The sequence below is a fragment of the Streptomyces sp. NPDC001407 genome (assembly GCF_042895325.1).
In the GTDB taxonomy this organism is placed as follows: domain Bacteria; phylum Actinomycetota; class Actinomycetes; order Streptomycetales; family Streptomycetaceae; genus Streptomyces.
The window spans coordinates 166,407-186,318 of record NZ_JBIAWF010000003.1 but is presented as its reverse complement, the minus strand read 5'-3'; the positions used below and the strand labels follow the sequence as shown (position 1 = coordinate 186,318).

17 protein-coding genes and 1 riboswitch are annotated in these 19,912 nt (G+C 73.0%); of the genes, 10 read left to right on the top strand and 7 right to left on the bottom strand.

Annotated features, from left to right (window positions below; genetic code table 11):
- Positions 1-8 precede the first annotated feature (8 nt).
- Positions 9-1,154 (bottom strand): cobalt-precorrin-5B (C(1))-methyltransferase, encoded by a 1,146-nt coding sequence (locus tag ACFY1P_RS06390; RefSeq protein ID WP_361528775.1) that lies wholly within the window; start codon positions 1,152-1,154, stop codon positions 9-11.
- 80 nt (positions 1,155-1,234) lie between these two features.
- Here ACFY1P_RS06390 and ACFY1P_RS06385 point away from each other — a divergent pair, with 80 nt between their 5' ends.
- The 3 genes from ACFY1P_RS06385 (at position 1,235) to ACFY1P_RS06375 (ending at position 2,687) form a co-directional block, all read left to right on the top strand.
- Positions 1,235-1,987 carry a cobalt-precorrin-6A reductase gene (locus ACFY1P_RS06385; protein WP_361528773.1) on the top strand — a complete coding sequence of 251 codons (753 nt, stop codon included), beginning with the start codon at positions 1,235-1,237 and terminating at the stop codon, positions 1,985-1,987.
- A 78-nt stretch (positions 1,988-2,065) separates the two neighbouring features.
- Positions 2,066-2,425, top strand: a complete 360-nt coding sequence (locus ACFY1P_RS06380) for a hypothetical protein (RefSeq protein ID WP_361528771.1) — start codon at positions 2,066-2,068, stop codon at positions 2,423-2,425.
- The gene (locus ACFY1P_RS06375) at positions 2,418-2,687 is read left to right on the top strand and encodes a hypothetical protein (RefSeq protein ID WP_361528769.1); all 270 of its coding nucleotides are present in this window, start codon (positions 2,418-2,420) and stop codon (positions 2,685-2,687) included. The genes ACFY1P_RS06380 and ACFY1P_RS06375 overlap by 8 nt, the downstream gene beginning before the upstream one ends.
- Positions 2,688-2,693: 6 nt before the next feature.
- On the opposite strand, the gene ACFY1P_RS06370 is transcribed toward ACFY1P_RS06375, so the two are convergent.
- From ACFY1P_RS06370 to cobG, 3 genes are read right to left on the bottom strand one after another with little or no spacing between them, the layout of a single operon-like run.
- Positions 2,694-4,199 carry a precorrin-2 C(20)-methyltransferase gene (locus ACFY1P_RS06370; protein WP_361528767.1) on the bottom strand — a complete coding sequence of 502 codons (1,506 nt, stop codon included), beginning with the start codon at positions 4,197-4,199 and terminating at the stop codon, positions 2,694-2,696.
- Positions 4,196-4,822: a precorrin-8X methylmutase gene (locus ACFY1P_RS06365; RefSeq protein WP_361528765.1), complete on the bottom strand. Its 627-nt coding sequence runs from the start codon at positions 4,820-4,822 to the stop codon at positions 4,196-4,198. The genes ACFY1P_RS06370 and ACFY1P_RS06365 overlap by 4 nt, the downstream gene beginning before the upstream one ends.
- 57 nt (positions 4,823-4,879) lie before the next feature.
- Positions 4,880-6,211: a precorrin-3B synthase gene (gene cobG / locus ACFY1P_RS06360; RefSeq protein ID WP_390749891.1), complete on the bottom strand. Its 1,332-nt coding sequence runs from the start codon at positions 6,209-6,211 to the stop codon at positions 4,880-4,882.
- A gap of 139 nt (positions 6,212-6,350) precedes the next feature.
- Positions 6,351-6,424, top strand: a riboswitch (cobalamin riboswitch).
- Positions 6,425-6,535: 111 nt separating this feature from the next.
- Between cobG and cobN the strand changes: the two genes are divergently transcribed.
- The 3 genes from cobN (at position 6,536) to ACFY1P_RS06345 (ending at position 12,243) form a co-directional block, all read left to right on the top strand.
- Positions 6,536-10,147 (top strand): cobaltochelatase subunit CobN, encoded by a 3,612-nt coding sequence (gene cobN / locus ACFY1P_RS06355; RefSeq protein ID WP_390749890.1) that lies wholly within the window; start codon positions 6,536-6,538, stop codon positions 10,145-10,147.
- A gap of 75 nt (positions 10,148-10,222) precedes the next feature.
- A complete protein-coding gene (locus ACFY1P_RS06350; RefSeq protein WP_390749889.1) occupies positions 10,223-11,476 on the top strand; it encodes a VWA domain-containing protein in 1,254 nt (417 codons plus the stop codon).
- Positions 11,476-12,243 (top strand): hypothetical protein, encoded by a 768-nt coding sequence (locus tag ACFY1P_RS06345; protein WP_361528757.1) that lies wholly within the window; start codon positions 11,476-11,478, stop codon positions 12,241-12,243. The genes ACFY1P_RS06350 and ACFY1P_RS06345 overlap by 1 nt, the downstream gene beginning before the upstream one ends.
- A gap of 59 nt (positions 12,244-12,302) precedes the next feature.
- Here ACFY1P_RS06345 and ACFY1P_RS06340 read toward each other — a convergent pair whose 3' ends face one another.
- Positions 12,303-13,250 (bottom strand): trypsin-like serine peptidase, encoded by a 948-nt coding sequence (locus ACFY1P_RS06340; protein WP_390749888.1) that lies wholly within the window; start codon positions 13,248-13,250, stop codon positions 12,303-12,305.
- A 385-nt stretch (positions 13,251-13,635) separates the two neighbouring features.
- Here ACFY1P_RS06340 and ACFY1P_RS06335 point away from each other — a divergent pair, with 385 nt between their 5' ends.
- The 4 genes from ACFY1P_RS06335 (at position 13,636) to ACFY1P_RS06320 (ending at position 17,511) form a co-directional block, all read left to right on the top strand.
- Positions 13,636-14,121: a helix-turn-helix transcriptional regulator gene (locus ACFY1P_RS06335; protein ID WP_361528753.1), complete on the top strand. Its 486-nt coding sequence runs from the start codon at positions 13,636-13,638 to the stop codon at positions 14,119-14,121.
- Positions 14,118-14,756 (top strand): hypothetical protein, encoded by a 639-nt coding sequence (locus ACFY1P_RS06330; RefSeq protein ID WP_361528751.1) that lies wholly within the window; start codon positions 14,118-14,120, stop codon positions 14,754-14,756. The genes ACFY1P_RS06335 and ACFY1P_RS06330 overlap by 4 nt, the downstream gene beginning before the upstream one ends.
- Positions 14,749-15,960 carry an MAB_1171c family putative transporter gene (locus ACFY1P_RS06325; RefSeq protein ID WP_390749887.1) on the top strand — a complete coding sequence of 404 codons (1,212 nt, stop codon included), beginning with the start codon at positions 14,749-14,751 and terminating at the stop codon, positions 15,958-15,960. The genes ACFY1P_RS06330 and ACFY1P_RS06325 overlap by 8 nt, the downstream gene beginning before the upstream one ends.
- A gap of 351 nt (positions 15,961-16,311) precedes the next feature.
- On the top strand, positions 16,312-17,511 hold the full coding sequence (locus ACFY1P_RS06320) for a cytochrome P450 (protein ID WP_390749886.1): 1,200 nt from the start codon (positions 16,312-16,314) through the stop codon (positions 17,509-17,511).
- Positions 17,512-17,665: 154 nt separating this feature from the next.
- On the opposite strand, the gene ACFY1P_RS06315 is transcribed toward ACFY1P_RS06320, so the two are convergent.
- The gene (locus ACFY1P_RS06315) at positions 17,666-18,271 is read right to left on the bottom strand and encodes a YIP1 family protein (RefSeq protein WP_361528745.1); all 606 of its coding nucleotides are present in this window, start codon (positions 18,269-18,271) and stop codon (positions 17,666-17,668) included.
- A 74-nt stretch (positions 18,272-18,345) separates the two neighbouring features.
- Complete coding sequence (locus ACFY1P_RS06310) at positions 18,346-19,902, bottom strand: amino acid permease (protein WP_361533511.1); 1,557 nt, start codon at positions 19,900-19,902, stop codon at positions 18,346-18,348.
- Between the last annotated feature and the right edge of the window lie 10 nt (positions 19,903-19,912).

Sequence of the window (19,912 nt, the reverse complement as noted above, 5' to 3'; positions counted from 1 at the left end):
CGGTGCCGTCAACGGGCCCCGGGGCCACGGGGTTCCGCGCGCCCGACGATCGTGCCCGCGCGGTCGATGCAGATGACGTCGACCGCGACCGGCGCGCCCCGCAGCACCGCGAGAGCCTCGTCGCGCGCCGTCGCCGCGACCAGGTCGCCCAGCGGGACGCCACGCGCGGCGCACTGCTGGAGCGCGTCCAGGCCCGTGTTGGCGGCGGCCACCGACGCCACGAGAGCGGCGTCCGCGCCGCCCCGCCGGGCCAGCTCGGCCAGGAACCCCTTGTCCACCTGCGAGCGCGCCGAATGCAGATCCAGGTGCCCCGCCGCGAGCTTGGACAGCTTGGCGAAACCGCCCGCCACCGTCAGCCGGTCCACCGGGTGCCTGCGGATGTACTTCAGCACCGCGCCCGCGAAGTCGCCCATGTCCAGCAGGGCGTCCTCCGGCAGCCCGTGCACGGCCACCGCGACCTTCTCCGACGTGGAGCCCGTACACCCCGCCACGTGCGTACGGCCCGCCGCCCGCGCCACGTCCACACCGCGCCGGATGCTGTCGATCCACGCGGAGCAGGAATACGGCACGACGACGCCCGTGGTGCCCAGGATCGACAGCCCGCCCAGGATGCCGAGGCGGGGGTTCCAGGTGGAGCGGGCGATCTCCTCGCCGTGGTCCACCGAGATCTCGATCTCGACGTCGCCCGTGCCGCCGTGCCGGGCGGCGACCCCGGCGACGTGGTCGCGCATCAGCTGCCGGGGCACGGGATTGACGGCGGGCTCGCCGACGGGCAGGGGCAGTCCGGGGCGGGTCACGGTCCCCACGCCCGGCCCGGCGCGGAAGACCACCCCGGAACCGGGCGGCAGCACCCGCACCGTCGAGCGGATCAGCGCGCCGTGCGTCACGTCCGGATCGTCCCCCGCGTCCTTGACGACCGCGGCCATCGCCCGGCCCCCGCCCAGCTCCTCGGCGGCCAGCGCGAACGCGGGCGTCTGCCCCTTGGGCAGCGTGATCGTCACCGGGTCGGGGAAGTCGCCGGTGAGCAGCGCGGTGTAGGCGGCGGTCGTCGCGGCCGTCGCGCAGGCACCCGTCGTCCAGCCGTGCCGCAGCCCGGTGTGCGCGAGCTGCGCCGTACGCCCGCCCGCCGGCCGCGCGGCCTCGGTCTCAGTCACGGTGGCCTCCGGCCGTAGAGTGGGCCCCGGACCATGAACGCCCGGCGGCAGCACGGGCACAGCGAACGGAAGGGCCCGCGGTGAGCGCCGAGCGCCACGTCCTGATCCTGGGCGGCACGACCGAGGCCCGCCGCCTCGCCGCCGAGCTGGCCGCGGACCCGGCCCTGCGCGTCACCAGCTCGCTGGCGGGCCGCGTCGCCCAGCCGCGGCTGCCCGTGGGGGAGGTGCGTATCGGGGGGTTCGGGGGGCCCGACGGCCTGGCCCGCTGGCTGCGCGAGCAGCAGGTGGACGCGCTCATCGACGCCACCCATCCTTTCGCCGGCACGATCAGTTTCAACGCGGCGCAAGCGGCCGAGGTCGCCCGTGTTCCCCTGCTCGCCCTGCGCCGCCCCGGGTGGGCCGCGGGCCCGGGGGACCGCTGGACTTCCGTCGCGTCGCTGGACGAGGCGGCGCGGGCACTGCCCGCGCTGGGTGAACGGGTGTTCCTGACCACGGGCCGGATGGGGCTGGCCGCCTTCGCGCACCTCGAGGATATGTGGTTCCTCATGCGCTCCGTGGACGCCCCCGAGCCGCCGGTGCCGCCGCGGATGGAAGTGCTGCTGGATCGGGGGCCGTTCACGCTCGACGGGGAACGGGAGCTTTTGCGGCGGTATGCCATCGATGTCCTGGTGACGAAGGACAGCGGAGCGTCGGCGACGTCGGCGAAGCTGGTCGCTGCCCGCGAGGCGGGGGTGCCGGTGGTGGTGGTGCGGCGGCCCCCGGTGCCGGCGGGTGTCCCGGTCGCGGAGGACCTGGCGGCGGCCGTGGGATGGGCGAGGGATGTCCTTGAGTGACGGTGATCGGTTGGTTCCGCTCCGGTACCGGACGGTCAGCCGGTACGGTTCGGAGCACGCCGGATGGACGGAGGACCAATGAGCGCACAGCATGCCGAAGAGCCCGCGGAGCTGATCCCGCAGCCCGAGATGACGTTTCCCGCGCTACGGGCCGCGCTCGCGCGCATCGCGCCCTCCCGCCTCGCGGAATTCCAAGCGGACCGTGATTCGGCGTTCACCGCAGCCACTCAGCATGCCTCGTTCAACCCGATCCGGATCTTTCAGATCAAATGGGCGACCGAGATCGAGATCGAACGCCGCCCCGGCCTGGCCGCCCGCTATCGCGCGGCTCTGGAGACTGCGAACACCCTCGGCCGTGACGACCCGAGATGGCGTGAAGCGATGGACGAGTGCATGTCCGTGTACAACGAAGCTCGCGCCGCGGTGGCCGGTGACTGAGTCCTGGGCCTGGGAGTACGACCCCGACGCCGGGTACGTCATCGGCGGCATCGATAACCTTGCCTTCATCGCGAAGGTGGAAGAGCGGGCCGACGAACTGGTCCGCGCCGCTGCGGCTCTCTACCTCGACGGGGCGAAGCACACAGGCACCTCGCCCCGTATGCAGGCAGAGACCATCGACGCGTCGGGCATGTTCCTGTACCAGGTCATCCCACGTCACCAGCGGGTCTACATCCGCCAAGTCACGTTCGTCGGGCTGTGAGACCGGCTACGCCTCCGGATACCGCCGCGGGGTCCAGACGACCTCCTCACCGCCCTCGCCCCGCCGCACCGCTCGGGTCTGCGTCGAGCCCACGAGGAGGATCGTGCGCATGTCGACCTCCGCCGGGTCGAGGTCGCCCAGGCGCACGATGCGTACGCTCTCTTCCGGTCCGCCCACGTCGCGGCCCAGCACCACGGGAGTGTCCGGCGTGCGGTGTTCCAGCAGGAGTTCGCGTGCCTTGCCGACCTGCCACAGCCGGCTGCGGGAGCCGGGGTTGTAGAGGGCCAGGACCAGGTCCGCCGCCGCTGCCGAGCGCAGCCGCTCCGCGATGACCTCCCACGGCTTCAGCCGGTCGGAGAGCGAGATCACCGCGTAGTCGTGGCCGAGCGGCGCGCCCGCCCGGGAGGCCGCGGCGTGGGCGGCGGTCATGCCGGGCAGCACCCGCACCGGCACCTCGCGGTAGGGGTCCTCGGAGGCGACCTCCAGCACGGCCGTCGCCATCGCGAAGACGCCCGGGTCGCCGGAGGAGACCACCGCGACCCGGCGGCCCTGCCGGGCGAGGTCGAGGGCGAACTCGGCGCGCTCGGACTCCACCTTGTTGTCGGAGGGGTGGCGGCGCTGCCCTGGCCGCACGGGCACCCGGTCGACGTAGGTGCTGTAGCCCACCAGGTCGTCCGCGGCCGCCAGTTCGCCGCGGGCCTCCGGCGTCAGCCACAGCGGGCCCGCCGGGCCGAGCCCGACCACCACGACCTCGCCCCGCCCGCCGGGCGCCAAAGGCGCGTCGACGCGGCTCGGCAGCACCGCCACCGAGAAGTACGGCACCGACTCCGGATCCACCTCCGCCAGCGGTTCCGTGCGCTGCCCGGCCATCGTGGCGCGCTCCACATAGCGCGCGTCCGCCAGCCGCCCCGCGCGCTCCAGCGCGCCCCGCACCGCGGGGAACGTGCGGCCGAGCTTCATCACCACGGCCGAGTCCGTGGAGGCCAGACGGGCCGTCAGTTCCTCCTCGGGCAGCGTGCCCGGCAGGATCGTCAGCACCTCCTCGCCCTCCACCAGCGGGCTGCCGAGCGCGGCGGCGGCCGCGCTGACCGACGTGACGCCGGGCACCACCTCGGTGGGATAGCGGTCGGCGAGCCGCTTGTGCATGTGCATGTACGAGCTGTAGAAGAGCGGGTCGCCCTCGGCGAGCACCGCGACGCTGCGCCCGGCGTCCAGATGGGCCGCGAGCCGGGCCGCGGCCTCCTCGTAGAACTCCTCCATCGCGCCGCGGTAACCGCCGGGGTGGTCGGTGGTCTCCACGGTGACGGGGTAGACCAGCCGCTCCTCGATGTGGCCGGGACGCAGGTGGCGTTCGGCGATGGAGCGCGCGATGGAACGCCCGTGCCGGGCGCTGTGGTAGGCGACGACGTCGGCCGAGGCGATGACCTCGACGGCCCGCACGGTCATCAGGGACGGGTCGCCGGGGCCGAGGCCGACCCCGTACAGCCGGCCCTTCGTCTGCTGCTCGCTCACTCTTCCTCGCTCGCTATCGCGTTGATCGCGGCGGCGGCCATCGCACTGCCGCCCCGCCTGCCCCGCACCACCAGATAGTCCAGCCCCAACGGGCTGTCGGCCAGCGCGTCCTTGGACTCGGCGGCGCCTATGAAGCCCACCGGGATGCCGATGACGGCCGCCGGGCGCGGGGCGCCGTCGCGCACCATCTCCAGCAGCCGGAACAGCGCGGTCGGCGCGTTGCCCACCGCCACCACCGCCCCGTCGAGCCTGTCCCGCCACAGCTCCAGCGCGGCGGCGCTGCGCGTGGTGCCCATGGTGCGGGCGAGCTCCGGCACGGCCGGGTCGGCGAGCGTGCAGAGCACCTCGTTGTCCGCGGGCAGCCGCTTGCGGGTGACGCCGCTCGCGACCATGTTCGCGTCGCACAGGATCGGCGCACCGGCGCGCAGCGCCTCGCGCGCGCGGGCCACGACCCGCGGGCTGTAGGCGATGTCCCGTACGAGATCGACCATCCCGCAGGCGTGGATCATGCGCACCGCGACCTGACTGACGTCCGGCGGCAGCGCGCCGAGGTCGGCCTCGGCGCGGATGGTGGCAAAGGACTGGCGGTAGATGGCCGCGCCGTCCTTCTCGTACTCGAACACTTCGCCTCGCTTGCTGGTTCGCTCTGTGGGTCTGTGGTGTGCGGATCGTCGGTCGGGTCAGGTCGTCTCGCGGGCCGCCGTCACCGCCGCCGCCGATTCCGCCGCCGTCACCGTGTGCGCCGTGCCGTCCGTCGTGCCGCCCCGTACGGCGATTTCATACCCCTCGCCGGTCGCCAGGACGTCCACCCAGACCCCCGAGGGGTGACCGCACCTTCGTTCGCACCCGGACCAGTACACCGGCAGGCCGCGGGTCCGCCCGCCGGTGAGGCAGTCCGCCGCGTCCGCCCGTACGTCCGCGCGGGACTTCGCGCAGCCGGGGCGGCCCGCGCAGGCGCCCGCACGGTGCCAGGGGGAGGCGGCGGAGGTGACGAGCCCGGCGTCCGCGAGGGCGGCCAGCCGGTCCGGGGCCGTATCCGACGGCAGGCCCGGTACGACGATGCCGCGCCAGGGTGTCACACGCAGCTCACCGGCCCCGTCCTCGGCGGCGGTGCGGACGACGAGCCGCCACTGAGCGGCGGTCAGCCGGCCCAGCGGCGCGGCCACGGAGAGCGCGGTGCGCCCGTACGGGCCGGTGACCAGGCCCGGTTCCACCGGAGTGCCCGGCGGCGGCGCGAGCGCGGCGGGTGCGGAGACGATGCCCGCGGTGGCGAGGCGGTGCGCCAACGCACCGGCGTGCGGCCGGTGTTCCTCCGCGAGGTCCTTGACGCGCCAGGCGGTGGCGCCGCTCGCGCGTGCCGCCTCCAGGAAGACCTCCGCCGCGAGGACCGCCGCCCGCGGCCCGTGCGCGGCGGCGACCCGCAGGCCGGAAGCGGAGGTTCCGTAGCCGAGCAGGGCCTGGCCGCCCTCGGTTGCGATCAATGTCACATCGGGGCCGAGCGCCGCGATGTCGCCCCGGCCGTCGTCCAGTCCGAAGAGGAAGCGTCCTGAAAGGCCCGTCACGTCCGGGTTCGCGCACAGCAGCCGGTCCAGTTCCCGCGCCCAGGCCCGCACGTCACCGTGGCCGGTGCCGTCCAGGCCGCACAGCGGGGACGCCACGGTGTTGCGCACCCGCTCGTGCCGGTCGGACGGCAGCATTCCGGCCGCGCGCAGCCGCTCGCCGAGCTCGCCCCCGCAGCCGTCGGCGAGGCCGCGCAGCTGGACGTTGCCGCGCGAGGTGATGTCGAGACCGCCGTCGCCCAGCTCCTCGGAAATCCCTGCCAGCACCTCGGCCTGACGCACCGTCAGCAGGCCGGCGGGCAGCCGGACGCGGGCCAGCGCGCCGTCGTCCGCCGAGTGCAGGCGCAGCGCGCCGGGACAGGCGTCACCGCCCGCGCGGACGGAGCCCTTCGGACGTGCGGCGCCGCCGCCGGAGTTATCCCGGTCCGAGGCGGATGTGGGGGTGACGGACATGGCGGCGAGCATACCGACGACCGTGGGAACGCGAGCCCCGCGCACCGGCCCCCACGCCGCCCGCCAGCGCTTACTATGCTCACGGAAGGGTCGGCCCAGGTGGGCCGGCCCGGACCGAACGCCAGCGACGGCGCCAGGGGAGGAAGCCGGTGGAACTCCGGCACGGTCCCGCCACTGTGAGCCCGGCAGCGATGCCGGGCGAGTCAGGAACTCCCGCCGTCCTCCAACCGCCCGGGGCGCGGACCCCGAGGAAGGCTGCCGCCGCATGCGCACATTCCGGTTCAGCACGCCCCGGGCGACCCACGATGCCCTGGGGAGCGCCGCGTGATCCTTCTCCTGTCGACGTCCGACACCGACCTGCTCAGCGCCCGCGCGGCGGCCGCCCAGGGGGGCCCGGTCCCGTACCGGCTCGCCAACCCGGCCCGGCTCGCGCTCGATGAACTCCCCGGCCTCCTGGAGGGCACCGACCTCGTGGTCGTCCGCCTCCTCGGCGGGGTCCGCGCCTGGCAGGAGGGGCTCGACGCGCTCCTCGCCGGGGACCGCCCCGTCGTGGTGCTCACCGGCGAACAGGCGCCCGACGCCCAGCTGATGGAGCACTCCACCGTGCCCATCGGCATCGCCGCCGAGGCCCACGCCTATCTCGCGCACGGCGGGCCCGCCAACCTCGGACAGCTCGCCCGCTTCCTCTCCGACACCGTGCTCCTCACCGGCCACGGCTTCGAGGCACCCGCGCCCGCCCCCACCTGGGGCCCGCTGGAGCGCACCCCCCGCGTGGAGAACACGGGCGGCCCCCGCATCGCGGTGCTCTACTACCGCGCCCACCACATGAGCGGCAACACCGGCTTCGTGGACACCCTCTGCGGTGCCGTCGAGGACGCGGGCGGCGTCGCGGTGCCGCTCTACGTCGCCTCCCTGCGCGCCCCCGAGCCCGAGCTCGTCGACGCCCTGCGCACCGCCGACGCCGTCGTCACCACCGTGCTCGCCGCCGGCGGCACCAAGCCCGCCGCCGCCTCCGCGGGCGGTGACGACGAGTCCTGGGACGCCGGCGCGCTGGCCGCCCTCGACGTGCCCGTGCTCCAGGCCCTGTGCCTGACCGGGCCGCGCAGCGCCTGGGAGGAGAACGACGAGGGCCTCTCGCCGCTCGACGCGGCCACCCAGGTCGCCGTCCCCGAGTTCGACGGCCGCCTGATCACCGTCCCCTTCTCCTTCAAGGAGGTGGACGAGGACGGCCTGCCGATGTACGTCGCCGACCCCGAGCGAGCCGCGCGCGTCGCGGGCATCGCCGTGCGCCACGCCAGGCTGCGGCACATCCCGGCGGCCGAGAAGCGCCTCGCCCTCGTGCTCTCCGCCTACCCCACCAAGCACTCCCGCATCGGCAACGCCGTCGGCCTCGACACCCCCGCCAGCGCCGTCGCCCTGCTGCGCCGACTGCGCGAGGAGGGCTACGACTTCGGCACCGAGCCCGTCCCCGGCCTCGCGTCGGGCGACGGCGACGAGCTGATCTACGCCCTCATCGAGGCGGGCGGCCACGACCAGGAGTGGCTCACCGAGGAGCAGCTCGCCCGCAACCCCGTCCGCATCCCCGCCGCCGACTACAAGCGCTGGTACGCCCTGCTGCCGAGCGAACTGCGCGAGTCCGTCGAGGAGCACTGGGGCCCGCCGCCCGGCGAGATGTTCCTGGACCGCAGCCGCAACCCCGAGGGCGACATCGTGCTGGCGGCCCTGCGCCGCGGCAATCTGCTGATCCTCATCCAGCCGCCGCGCGGCTTCGGCGAGAACCCCATCGCCATCTACCACGACCCCGACCTGCCGCCCTCGCACCACTACCTCGCCGCCTACCGCTGGATCGCGGCCACGCGCGAGGACGGCGGCTTCGGCGCGGACGCCATGGTCCACCTCGGCAAGCACGGCAATCTGGAGTGGCTGCCCGGCAAGAACGCGGGCCTGTCCGCCGCCTGCGGCCCCGACGCCGCCCTCGGTGACCTGCCGCTGGTCTACCCCTTCCTCGTCAACGACCCCGGCGAGGGCACCCAGGCCAAGCGCCGCGCCCACGCCACCCTCGTCGACCACCTCGTGCCGCCGATGGCCCGCGCGGAGTCCTACGGCGACATCGCGCGCCTGGAGCAACTCCTCGACGAATACGCCTCGATCTCCGCGATGGACCCGGCCAAGCTGCCCGCCATCCGCGCCCAGATCTGGACCCTCATCCAGGCCGCCAAGCTCGACCACGACCTCGGCCTGGAGGACCGGCCCGACGACGACGGCTTCGACGACTTCCTGCTGCACGTCGACGGCTGGCTGTGCGAGGTCAAGGACGCCCAGATCCGCGACGGCCTGCACGTCCTGGGCGGCGCGCCCACCGGCCCCGAGCGCGTCAACCTCGTCCTGTCGATCCTCCGCGCCCGGCAGATCTGGGGCGGCACCGCCGCCCTGCCCGGCCTGCGCGAGGCCCTCGGCCTGGACGAGTCCGCCGCCACCCGCACCACCGCCGACGAGGCGGAGGAGAAGGCGCGCGCCCTCGTGCAGGCGATGGAGGACGCGGAGTGGGACCCGGCCGCCGTCTCCCGCGTCGCCCAGGGGCAGCCCCAAGCGGTCGCGGACATCCTCGACTTCGCCGCCCGCGAGGTCGTCCCGCGCCTGGCCGCCACCACCGACGAGCTCGACCACGCCGTGCACGCCCTCGCGGGCGGGTCCGTGCCCGCCGGGCCGTCCGGCTCGCCGCTCCGCGGCCTGGTCAACGTCCTGCCGACGGGCCGCAACTTCTACTCCGTCGACCCCAAGGCCGTGCCCAGCCGCCTGGCCTGGGAGACCGGCCAGGCCCTCGCCGACTCCCTCCTGGAGCGCTACCGCACCGACCACGGCGACTGGCCGACGTCGGTGGGCCTGTCCCTGTGGGGCACCAGCGCCATGCGCACCGCCGGCGACGACGTCGCGGAAGCCCTCGCCCTGCTGGGCATCCGCCCGCTGTGGGACGACGCCTCCCGCCGCGTGGGCGGCCTGGAGCCGATCCCCCTGGAGGAGCTCGGCCGCCCCCGCGTCGACGTCACCCTGCGCATCAGCGGCTTCTTCCGCGACGCCTTCCCGCACGTCATCGGCCTGCTGGACGACGCCGTACGGCTGGCCGCCGCGCTGGAGGAGCCGGCGGAGCAGAACTTCGTACGGGCCCACACGCAGGCCGACCTCGCCGCACACGGCGACGAACGCCGCGCCACCACCCGCATCTTCGGCTCCCGCCCCGGCACCTACGGCGCCGGGCTGCTCCAGCTCATCGACAGCCGCGACTGGCGCACCGACGCCGACCTCGCCGAGGTCTACACCGTCTGGGGCGGCTACGCCTACGGCCGGGAGCTCGAAGGCCGCCCGGCCCGCGAGGAGATGGAGACCGCCTACAAGCGGATCGCGGTCGCGGCCAAGAACACCGACACCCGCGAGCACGACATCGCCGACTCCGACGACTACTTCCAGTACCACGGCGGCATGGTCGCGACGGTGAAGGCACTCAAGGGCAAGGCCCCCGAGGCGTACATCGGCGACTCCACCCGCCCGGAGACGGTCCGCACCCGCACCCTGGTGGAGGAGACGTCCCGCGTCTTCCGCGCCCGCGTGGTCAACCCCCGCTGGATCGAGGCGATGCGCCGCCACGGCTACAAGGGCGCCTTCGAACTCGCCGCCACGGTGGACTACTTGTTCGGATACGACGCCACCACCGGCGTCGTGCCCGACTGGATGTACGACAAGCTCACCCAGACGTACGTCCTCGACCCGGAGAACCGCGCCTTCCTCCAGGAAGCCAACCCCTGGGCCCTGCACGGCATCGCGGAACGCCTGCTGGAGGCGGAGAGCCGGGGCATGTGGGCGAAGCCGGACGCGGCCACGCTGGACGCGCTGAAGCGGGCCTTCCTGGAGACGGAAGGCCGGCTGGAGGGCGAGGAGTAGCGCACCCCTCCAGAGGCCCGGAGGGGGGTGGGCAGCCGGTTTGGGGCTGCCCACGTCCCTCACTAGGATCTTCGGATGATCATCACAAGACGGCTCGCGGCGAGCGCATGCGCTCTGCTCGCCGCGCTCGCCGCAGGAACCGCCCCGGCGAGCGCCGCCGACGGGCCTTCGAAGAACTCCCCGAAGGTCGAGCTCGTACTGGATGTCAGTGGCTCGATGCGGGCCCGGGACGTGGACGGCCAGTCGCGCATGGCGGCCGCTCAGCAGGCGTTCAACGAAGTGATCGACGCCGTTCCCGGCGGCGTGCGGCTCGGCATCCGCACCCTCGGCGCCACCTACCCCGGTGACGACAAGGAGATCGGCTGCCGCGACAGCAAGCAGCTCTACCCCGTCGGCCCGGTGGACCGCACGGAGGCCAAGGCGGCCGTCGCCACCCTGCGGCCCACCGGCTGGACGCCGATCGGCTACGCGCTGCGCGGCGCCGACCAGGACCTCGGCACCGACGGCGGAACCCGCCGGGTCGTCCTCATCACCGACGGCGAGGACTCCTGCGGCCAGCCCGACCCGTGCGACGTGGCCCGCGAACTCGCGGCCAAGGGCACGCACTTGACGGTCGACACGCTCGGCCTCGCCCACGACGACAAGACGCGCGAGCAGCTCACCTGCATCGCCGAGGCCACCGGCGGCACGTTCACCTCCGTCCAGCACACCGACGAGCTGTCGGGCAAGATCAAGCAGATCGTCCGCCGGGCCGACACCCCCGTCGAGACCCCGAAGCCCGTGCAGGGCGCGGCCGAGTGCGCCAAGGCGCCCGAGCTCGGTGCCGGGATCTGGACGGACCGGGAGACCTTCGCCGAGCACCGCTGGTACCGCGTGCAGGTGAAGCCGGGTCAGGAACTGCGCACCTCGGTGAGCGTGGGCGCGGACCGCGCCGTCGACCGCGACTACGGCGTGCTCGTGCGCGCGGTCGGGGAGAACGGCCAGGAACTCGTCAGAGGCTCCGACGCGGGCAGCGGGCGTACGGACGTGATGTCCTCCGGACTGCGCTATCCCGTGGGGAAGAGCAAGAACGACAAGGAGGCCCGGACGGTCTGCCTGGAGGTCGCCAACTCCTTCTCCGCGCCACCGTCCGTCAAGCGTGACCCGGGCCTGCCCCTCGAACTGGCCGTCGACCTGGTGAAGGCCCCCGACAACCCCTCCGACCTGGCCGCCTTCGGCCTGGGCCGGGGCTGGGTGCTGCTGGCCGTGCTGGCCGTGACCGGACTGCTCGCCGGGCTGGTGTGGGGCTGGCTGTCCCGCTGGCGCGTCGCTGTGTGGAGGGCGAACTGATGCGTGGAACCCGTGTGATGGCCGCCGCGCTGCTGGCCGGCGCCGCCCTGTTCGCCTCGGCCGGCGGTGCCGTCGCCGACAGCCCGAGCCCGAGCGCCTCCGCGAAGGACGGCGACGCCCCGACGGAGGCCGGCACCACCTTCCGTACCGCCACCGCCGTCGAGCAGGGGCAGAAGGCCACCGCGACCGCGTCGACCGGTGACTACCTCTACTGGCAGTTCCCCGCCGGCGCGGGTCAGCGGGCGACCGTGAAGACCACCGTGCAGCTGCCCGAGGCGTCGCGCCGGCACGGCGCGGCCACCTGGCAGCTCGACGTCTTCGACGGTCTGCGCCGCCGTCAGGCGTGCGCCTCCGGCGAGCCCACGCAGCGGGCGGCGGGGGACGCCGCCTCGGTCACCCTGACCTGCACGCTGCGCACCGTCCGCCCGTGGTCCGAGCGCTGGGCGAACGACCCGCTCCCCGGCGCCTATTACGCCCGCCTGACGGTCTCCGACGGCCCCGACCAGGACCTCGGCCTGCCCGTGAAGGCGGAGATCCAGGCCGACGTGAAGGACATGGGCGGCTCCAGCGCCGAGGGCGGCGAACTCGGCGCCCCGCTGCACGCGGCCGCCCTGAAGGAGCCGGAGAGCGGCTGGAACGGCAGCTGGTGGTCCGACCGCTGGGCGTGGACCGTGGGCGGCGCCGTGCTCGGCGCCCTCGCGGCCATCGGCGGCTACACCCTGACCCGCCACCCCCACCGCCACCACCGCCCGCCCGTCGGGCAGTAGCAGGCGCTCCTCGTACGACGGCGCCCGTGGCCGGGAAGGCCGCGGGCGCCGTCGGCGTCTCACCGGCCCGCGGGCGGGTCACCCTCGACCGCGTGCAGGTACAGGTCCAGCAGGTCGTCGTCGAAGTACGAGCTGTAGGAGATGTCGGGGGTGTCCCCGCCCGTGTGGTAGCCGCCGATGACACCGATCAGCAGATAGTCCGTCAGGCCCGGTACCAGGAAGGGCCCGCCCGACGTGCCGCCCACATAGCCCGCACAGGCGATCTCCAGGAAGTCGCCGGGGGCCTTGGGGTCGGTGCTGGTGTACCGGTGCGTGGACGAGGAACAGTCGATCGGCTTGGGGTACTTCGCGTCGCTGCTGCCCGGATAGCCGATCAGGCGCACGTCGTGGTGGGTGTAGCCGGTGCCGATCGCGAAGTCGAAGCCGCCCACGGCGCTCTGCACCTCGGTGCCGTCCGAGCGCGGGCCGAGCCGCACCACCGTGTAGTCCCAGCGCGCACCGCCGTCCGTGCCCCGGTCGTAGTAGCGCTGGTCGATGTAGATGCTCTCGACGGGGAAGACGCCGTGCGGCTTGAGTCCGTCGTGGTACTGCGGCACGAAGGACAGGTGCCGCTTGGGATCGGGTGAGCGCAGGCAGTGGGCCGCGCTGATCACCAGGTCGTGATCGGGGCTTTGGACGACCGTGCCGCCGCAGAAGCGGCCGGTGTTCTTGCCGTCGGTCCAGAAGAAAGTCCCGACCTGCGGCAGGCCGTCGAAGGGGTGGCTGGGCGGCACGCCACCCCCCTCGGCCCGCTCCTCCTCCACCGCCGGGGGCGGCGGCGCCTGCTTGCCGGTCACCACCGGCAGCGCGGACGCCATCCGCTGGGGCGTCCAGTACGCGTCGGCCGCCGCCGCGCCGGGCGGCGGCCCCGCGGCGGCCGCGAGGGTGCCGGGCACCACGGCCGCCGGCAGCCCGAGGAGCAGGGCGGCGGCGCCCCGAAGGGCGAGATGTCTCAGAAATCTGTTCATGAACGGATTCCTCTCGTTCGGCTCGCCGTTGTCCCGCATGAGGGACCTGGGGCCCGGGGCACGTGCGGGACGAGCGTGTCATCGTCCTACGGACAGCCGGAGGGAACGAGAGCCCGGCGCGCCGGGATTCACCGGGACGACCGGAACCGGACACGTGTGTTCGGGCATCGGCGCGGTGTCCGAAGACGGGCCGGACACGGGGAGCGGAACGCTCCGGGGATTCCGGGTGAAGAGCCGATATCAACTCGTGGTTAAGTCGTTCACGCAGGGAGAACACCGGGCGGACTAGTGTCAGGCGTTCTCCCGTGACAGGATGCTCCCCGTAGCCACCTCGGGCTTAACTGGCCGTGAGGTGACATGGGGACAGCTCGTGAGGACGGAGCAGATGGCAGTCGGGGGCGACAGGTCGGCAGGTGAGATGGGCAGCCCGCTCGCGGAGCGGCTCAATTACCTGTTCGCGAACATGCATCCGCCGGGGGCGCCGTACACCAATGGTCACGTGGCCGACGAGATCAGCCGCGGGACCGAGGAGTACGGCGGGGTGAGGCTCACCGAGCAGTACCTGTCGATGCTGCGCAACGGCAGGCGTGCCAACCCCAGTCCGGACGTGCTGCGCGCGCTCGCGAAATTCTTCGCCGTGCCCGTGGGTTATCTGATGGGCGACCTCTCGGCCTCGCAGGCCGAGCGGGTGGAGGAAGAGGTCCGCTTCCTCGTCGCCATGAGGGATCAGCGCGTCCGTGCGATAGCCCTGCGCTCCGTGGGGCTGCCGCCCGAGGTGCAGGACAGCCTCAACACGATCATTGCCCAGTTCCGGCAGCAGATGAATCTTCCGGCCGACCCGCCCGACGCGGGTGGTGAGGAGCGACCGTGACCGTCACGGCGGACGACCAGCTCTTCACCTACTGGCGGCGTACCGAGGACGAGGACGGTGCAGGCATGCGAGTGGGGCGCATACGACGCCGCTGCAAGCAGCTCATCCAGGAGCTCGCGCTGCCCGCGTCGACCGACCTGCACGGCCTGTGCCAGGTCGTCTCGCGCCGCGTGGGCCGGCCCATCCGCCTGATCCCCATGAGCCTCGACGGTGTCGTCTCGGGCATGACGGCCACCACGGACGACGCGTTCTGGGTCATCTACGAACAGAAGACCTCGCCCTGGCACCAGGTCCACATCGTGCTGCACGAGGTCGGCCACCTGCTGCTGGGCCACGACCAGGACCCGGCCGTCACCGAGGACGCCCTCAAGGTGTGGACACCGTCGGTCGACGTGGCCACCGCCATGCGCCGGATGGGCCTGACCATGGGCCTCGCCCGGCACCACTGCTACGACAACCTCACCGAGCGCGAGACCGAGATCCTCGGCACCCTCCTCATGGAGAAGATCGTGCCGCCGCCGCCGGGCCAGGACGTGCCGCTGGAGGGGGAGGCCGCCGAGCTCGCGGCCTCGCTCGGCCCGGCGCTCCAGCACGTGCGCCAACAGCTCAGGGAAGGGGGCGTCACCGGTGTTTGACGTTCTCTATCTGACCTTCAGCGCCGTCGCCTGGGTCATGGTCGGCTACAAGACCCGCGCCTGGCTCCGCGACCGGGGCAACGTGGACCTCGGGCTGACCGCCCTGATGACCTCGGGCGTGCCCGTCGTCTTCCTCTTCTCCGCGCCCAGCGTCTACCGCGCCTTCGACCGGCTGACCGGCGTGGCCAACCTGGCCATGGTCTTCCTCTACTCGGCCGTCGTGCTGTTCGCCTCGGGCGCCACGGTGCTGCTGCTGCGCTGGACCAGCCGGGGCGAGGAGGCGGCCAGGGCCCGGGGGGCGGCTCGCGCACGGTTCGCGGTCACCGCCGTGGCCGTGGCGTGGGCGGCGGCCATCGTCTGCTTCGCCGTCGGCCGGCCCGACTCCGTGGAGCATCCCCGCGACTTCAGCACCGCCTACGCCGACGCGCCCGGAGTGGTCGCCTTCCTGGTGCTGTATCTGGCCATTTTCGGCGTCAGCCTCGCCGGGCTCGGCGCGCTCTGCCCGCGCTACGCCGCCCAACTGGGCCGCTCCTGGCTCTCCAAGGGCCTGCGCACGCTCGCCGCGGGCTGCTGGCTGGGCCTGCTGTACTGCCTGTGCAAGCTGGTCGGCTTCGTGCTGAGCTGGGGCGGCCACGAGGCGTACTGGCTGTCCAACGGCGTGGCCCCGATGAGCGCTTCGGTCGCCGCGCTGCTCGTCCTCGTCGGCTTCTCGCTGCCCGCGGCGGGTCCGCGGGTGGCCGCCTGGCGGCGGCTGCGCCGGCTCCAGCCGCTGTGGCAGGATGTCACCGCCCACGCCCCGGAGGTCACCCTCGCGGAGCGCCGCTGGACCGGCCGCTGGCCGCTGGCGGACCTGGAGTGGCGGGCCAACCGGCAGATGGCCGAGATCCGCGACATCCAGCGCGGCATCCGGCGCCATGTCGAGGCGGCGACCTTGGACATCGCCCGGGAGAAGGCGAGCGCCGCCGCCCTGGACGAGCGCGGTCTGGCCGCGGTGGTGGAGGCGGCGGCCCTGCGCCGGGGCCTGGCCAACCAGGTCACCGGCCATGTGCCGGCGCCGCACGCGGACAGTGTGGTGATCACTGTCAGCTCCGATCCGGCCGAGGAACACGAGCACTTGGCACGCGTCGCGGACGTCTACCACGACCCGCTGGTGGACTCCGTGCTCAGTGAACTACGGGAGATTTGCGCGGCACGCCGTCCCTGACGGCGCGCGGCCCACAGACGAGGCGGCCCTGGACGGGGGTCAAGGCCGCCTGCGCCACAGGCCGGCGCCGGGTCCGTAGCGATACGGATCCGGCGTCGCCCGTGCGCTTTCCGCTGTTTGCGGTTGCTCGTGGTCTCGGCTGCGGTTCGTCTGTTCTCTGCGGGTTGTGTTGTTCCGCACCACCGCTGCGCGGCGGTGTCCTCAATCGCCGGACGGGCTGGTTGTGGCTGGTGTGGTGGGGTGTCCTCAAGCTCGCCGGACGGGCTGGTTGGGGTTGGTGGGGGTGTTCAAGCGGGCGGGCTGGATGTGCTGATGTGGAGTGCCGAGAGGCCCCGTCTAGAGTCGTCTCTCATGCAGAACACCGGCTCCTTCGACGTCAACTCGTTGACCACCGATCCGTACGGCACCTACGCCAAGCTGCGTGAGGCCGGGCCCGTTCACCGGATCACCGGCTCCGACGGCCGGCCCGCCTGGCTGGTGACCCGCTACGACGACGTGCGCCAGTGCCTCGCGGACCCCCGGCTGTCGCTGGACAGGCGCAATGCCAAGCCCGGCAACTACAGCGGCTTCTCGCTGCCTCCGGCGCTGGACGCGAACCTGCTGAACATGGACCCGCCCGACCACACCCGCGTGCGCCGCCTGGTGGTGAAGGCGTTCACCCCCGGCCGCGTGGAAAAGCTCCGCGAGCCGGTGCGCCGGGTCGCCGACGAACTCCTGGGCGCCGTCGAGGCCGACGGGCGCGCCGACCTGCTCGCCGCCTACGCCGGACCGCTGCCCATCATCGTCATCTGCGACCTGCTGGGTGTGCGCAAGGAGGACCGGCTGGACTTCCGTGCCTGGACCGACGCGATGATCGCGCCGGACCCCGCGCGGCCGCACCTGATGAAGGAGGCCGTCGGGAACCTCGTGCGCTTCTTCACCGCACTGATCGCGAGCAAGCGCGCCGAACCCGGCGACGACCTGCTCTCGGACCTGATCGCGGTCCGGGACGACGAGGACGGGGGCGACCGGCTCTCCGAGGACGAGCTCACCTCGCTCGCCTTCCTCATCCTCTTCGCCGGCTATGAGAACACCGTTCACCTCATCGCCAACTCCGTCCTCGCCCTGCTGGACCACCCGGCCTTGATGGAATCCTTGCGATCGGATCCGGCCGGACTCGGCGCGGCGGTCGAGGAGTTCAGCCGCTGGGACGGGCCCGCGCCGCTGTCCATCCGGCGATTCCCGCTGGAAGACATCGAGATCGGCGGGGTCACGGTGCCCGCGGGCGAGACCGTGCTGCTCGCCGTCGCCGCCGCCAATCGTGATCCTCGTCACTTCACAGATCCGGAACGGCTGGATCCGAACCGTGATCGTTCCGGGCACCTGGCGCTGGGGCACGGCATCCACTACTGCCTGGGAGCGCCGCTGGCCAGGATGGAGACGGAAACGGCGCTGGCAGCGCTGCTGGAGCGGTTCCCCTCCCTGGAGCTCGGCGTTCCGCGTGCGGAGCTCAGGTGGCGGCCCTCGGTGCGGGCGCGTGGCTTGATTTCGCTCCCCGTGCAATGGTCATAGAAAAAGCCGAACAGGTTTTTGATGCATGACCCATCCTTGATGAGGTAGAACTGTGCGTGAGCCCGCCCGGTGTGCATCCCCCGTCGCACCGGGCGGGCCGTCGACTTCCACCGCGGATCCGCTCCGTGCGCGACGGCCGTCACGGGGCCGGACCTCAGCCGCCGGCCGGGAACTTCAGCAGCGCGACCGCCGCCAGCATCTGGATGCTCACCGCCGCGGCCGCCTTGTGCGTCGGCAGGTGGTGCTGGCCCCGGATCAGCAGCGCGGAGAAGGCGTAGCCGAAGCCCGCGGTGATCCAGGCCGCCGCCCGTACGGGATACGACCCGCCCGGCAGCCAGGCGTGGAGGGCGAGCCGGGGCAGGTCCGTCGCCCAGAAGATCACCACGAACAGGGTGACCGTCGGGCCGAACCTGCCGTTGCCGCCGAGCCTGCGGGCGATCGCGTGCGTGACGACGCCCAGCAGCAGGCTGGCGAGGAGCAGCACGCCGTCGGCGATGGCCACCGCCTCCATCGCGAGCGTGGGACTGACCCGCCACTGCGCCTGGAAGTCGCCCCTGCCCAGCGTCCCCAGCAGCCCGGCGAGCAGGCACAGGAACGTCGCCGCTCCCCAGACGCTGCGGTCCCGGGCCTCGTCGAGCACTTCGACCGGCCGGAACCACAGCCCGAATATGAGGCGGTGCCAGAGCAGTCTGCGCGGTGCCGCGGCCGGGGCGTGCGGTGAGGAGGACGCGGGCGCGGAGGGTGAGGGGGTCACGGGCATGGATGCAATTTCTATCACCGAGCGGCCCGGCCACCGGTGGCCGGGCCGCTCGGCTCCTCGCGCATGAGGCGACGTCAGACCGGTTCGGGTGCCCTGGGATCGGTGTCGGCGCCGGGCCCCGCGTCCGGTCCCGGGCCCGCGTCGGGGCCCGGTTCCGGGCCCGTGGAGCCGTCGGGATCGGCGCCCGCGTCGGGGTCGGGGGCGTGCAGGTACTCCTCCGAGATCTCGCGCGGGCCGAACGGCCACACCTTCTCGACGCGCGCCCAGAGCGCGAACGCCACACAGCCCGCGGCGACCCAGGCGAGCGACCACTCGATGGGGTGCCGGCCGGGGGAGTTCTTGTCCGCGTAGCCGTAGATCACCAGCCAGCCCACGAGCGCCACCAGGCTCGGCAGCGGATAGAGCCACATGCGGTACGGGCGGCGCAGCCCCGGCTGCCGGCGGCGCAGCACCGACACCGCCACCACCTGGGCCAGCGCCTGGACGATCACCATCACGGTGGTCAGCAGCTGGATCAGCGTGGTCAGGTCCGTATGACGGCCGATCAGGAAGCCGACGCAGGTGATGACGCCCATCGACGCCAGGCCCAGCACCGGGAAGTGGTGGCGGGGGTGCAGGCTGCCGAAGGAGCGGAAGAAGACCTTGTCCCGCGCTGCGTCGTAGGGCACGCGGGAGCCGCCGAGGAGACCGGTGAGGACGGAGGCGACGGCCGTGATCAGGATCAGCACCGTGACCGTCCGGGCCGGGCCCTTGCCCCAGGCCGTCTCCAGGACGGCGGAGGCCACGGAGGAGTGTGCCGTGGAGTTCTCGTCGAGCATCTGCTTCCAGTCGACGACCCCCAGTGTGCCGATCTGGAGCAGCAGATAGATCGCCATGATGCCGAGGATGGAGTAGACGATCGCGCGCGGCAGCGTCCGTCCCGGGTTCTTGATCTCGGCGCCCATGTAGGCGGCGGTGTTGTAGCCGAGGTAGTCGTAGATGCCGATGGTCAGGCCCGCCGCGAAGCCGATCCAGAAGTGATTGGTCGTCAGCTCGAAGGCGTGGGCGGGATAGGTGAAGGCCCGGTGGGGGCTGAAGTGGGTGAACGCCGCGAGGATGACGAGGACGACCGAGGCGATCATCACCGCCCACAGCACCACGGTGAGCCGCGCGATGTTCTCCACCCGCCGCCACAGCGCCACGACGATGAGCGCGATGACCGCGAGCCCCACGAGGTCCCCGGCCGTCTGCCCCATGCCCGGCCACAGATAGCCGAGGTACTGCACGAAGCCGATGATCCCCGTCGACATGCCCAGCGGGATGAACAGCATGGCCGTCCACACGAAAAGGAACGGCATCAGCTTGCCGCTGCGGTACTGGAACGCCTGCCGCAGATAGACGTAACTGCCGCCCGCCCCCGGCAGCGAGGCACCCAGCTCCGCCCAGATCAGCCCGTCGGCGAGCGCCAGCAGCGCGCCCGCGACGAACCCGATCACCGCCTGCGGGCCGCCGAACGCCGTCACCATCAGGGGGATGGTGACGAAGGGCCCGATGCCGCACATCTGGCTCATGTTGATGGTGGTGGCCTGGAACAGCCCGATCCGGCGTACGAATCCGACCCGTCGCTCCGGTTCCTGCCCGGTGTCCGCCATGGGCGTGCCC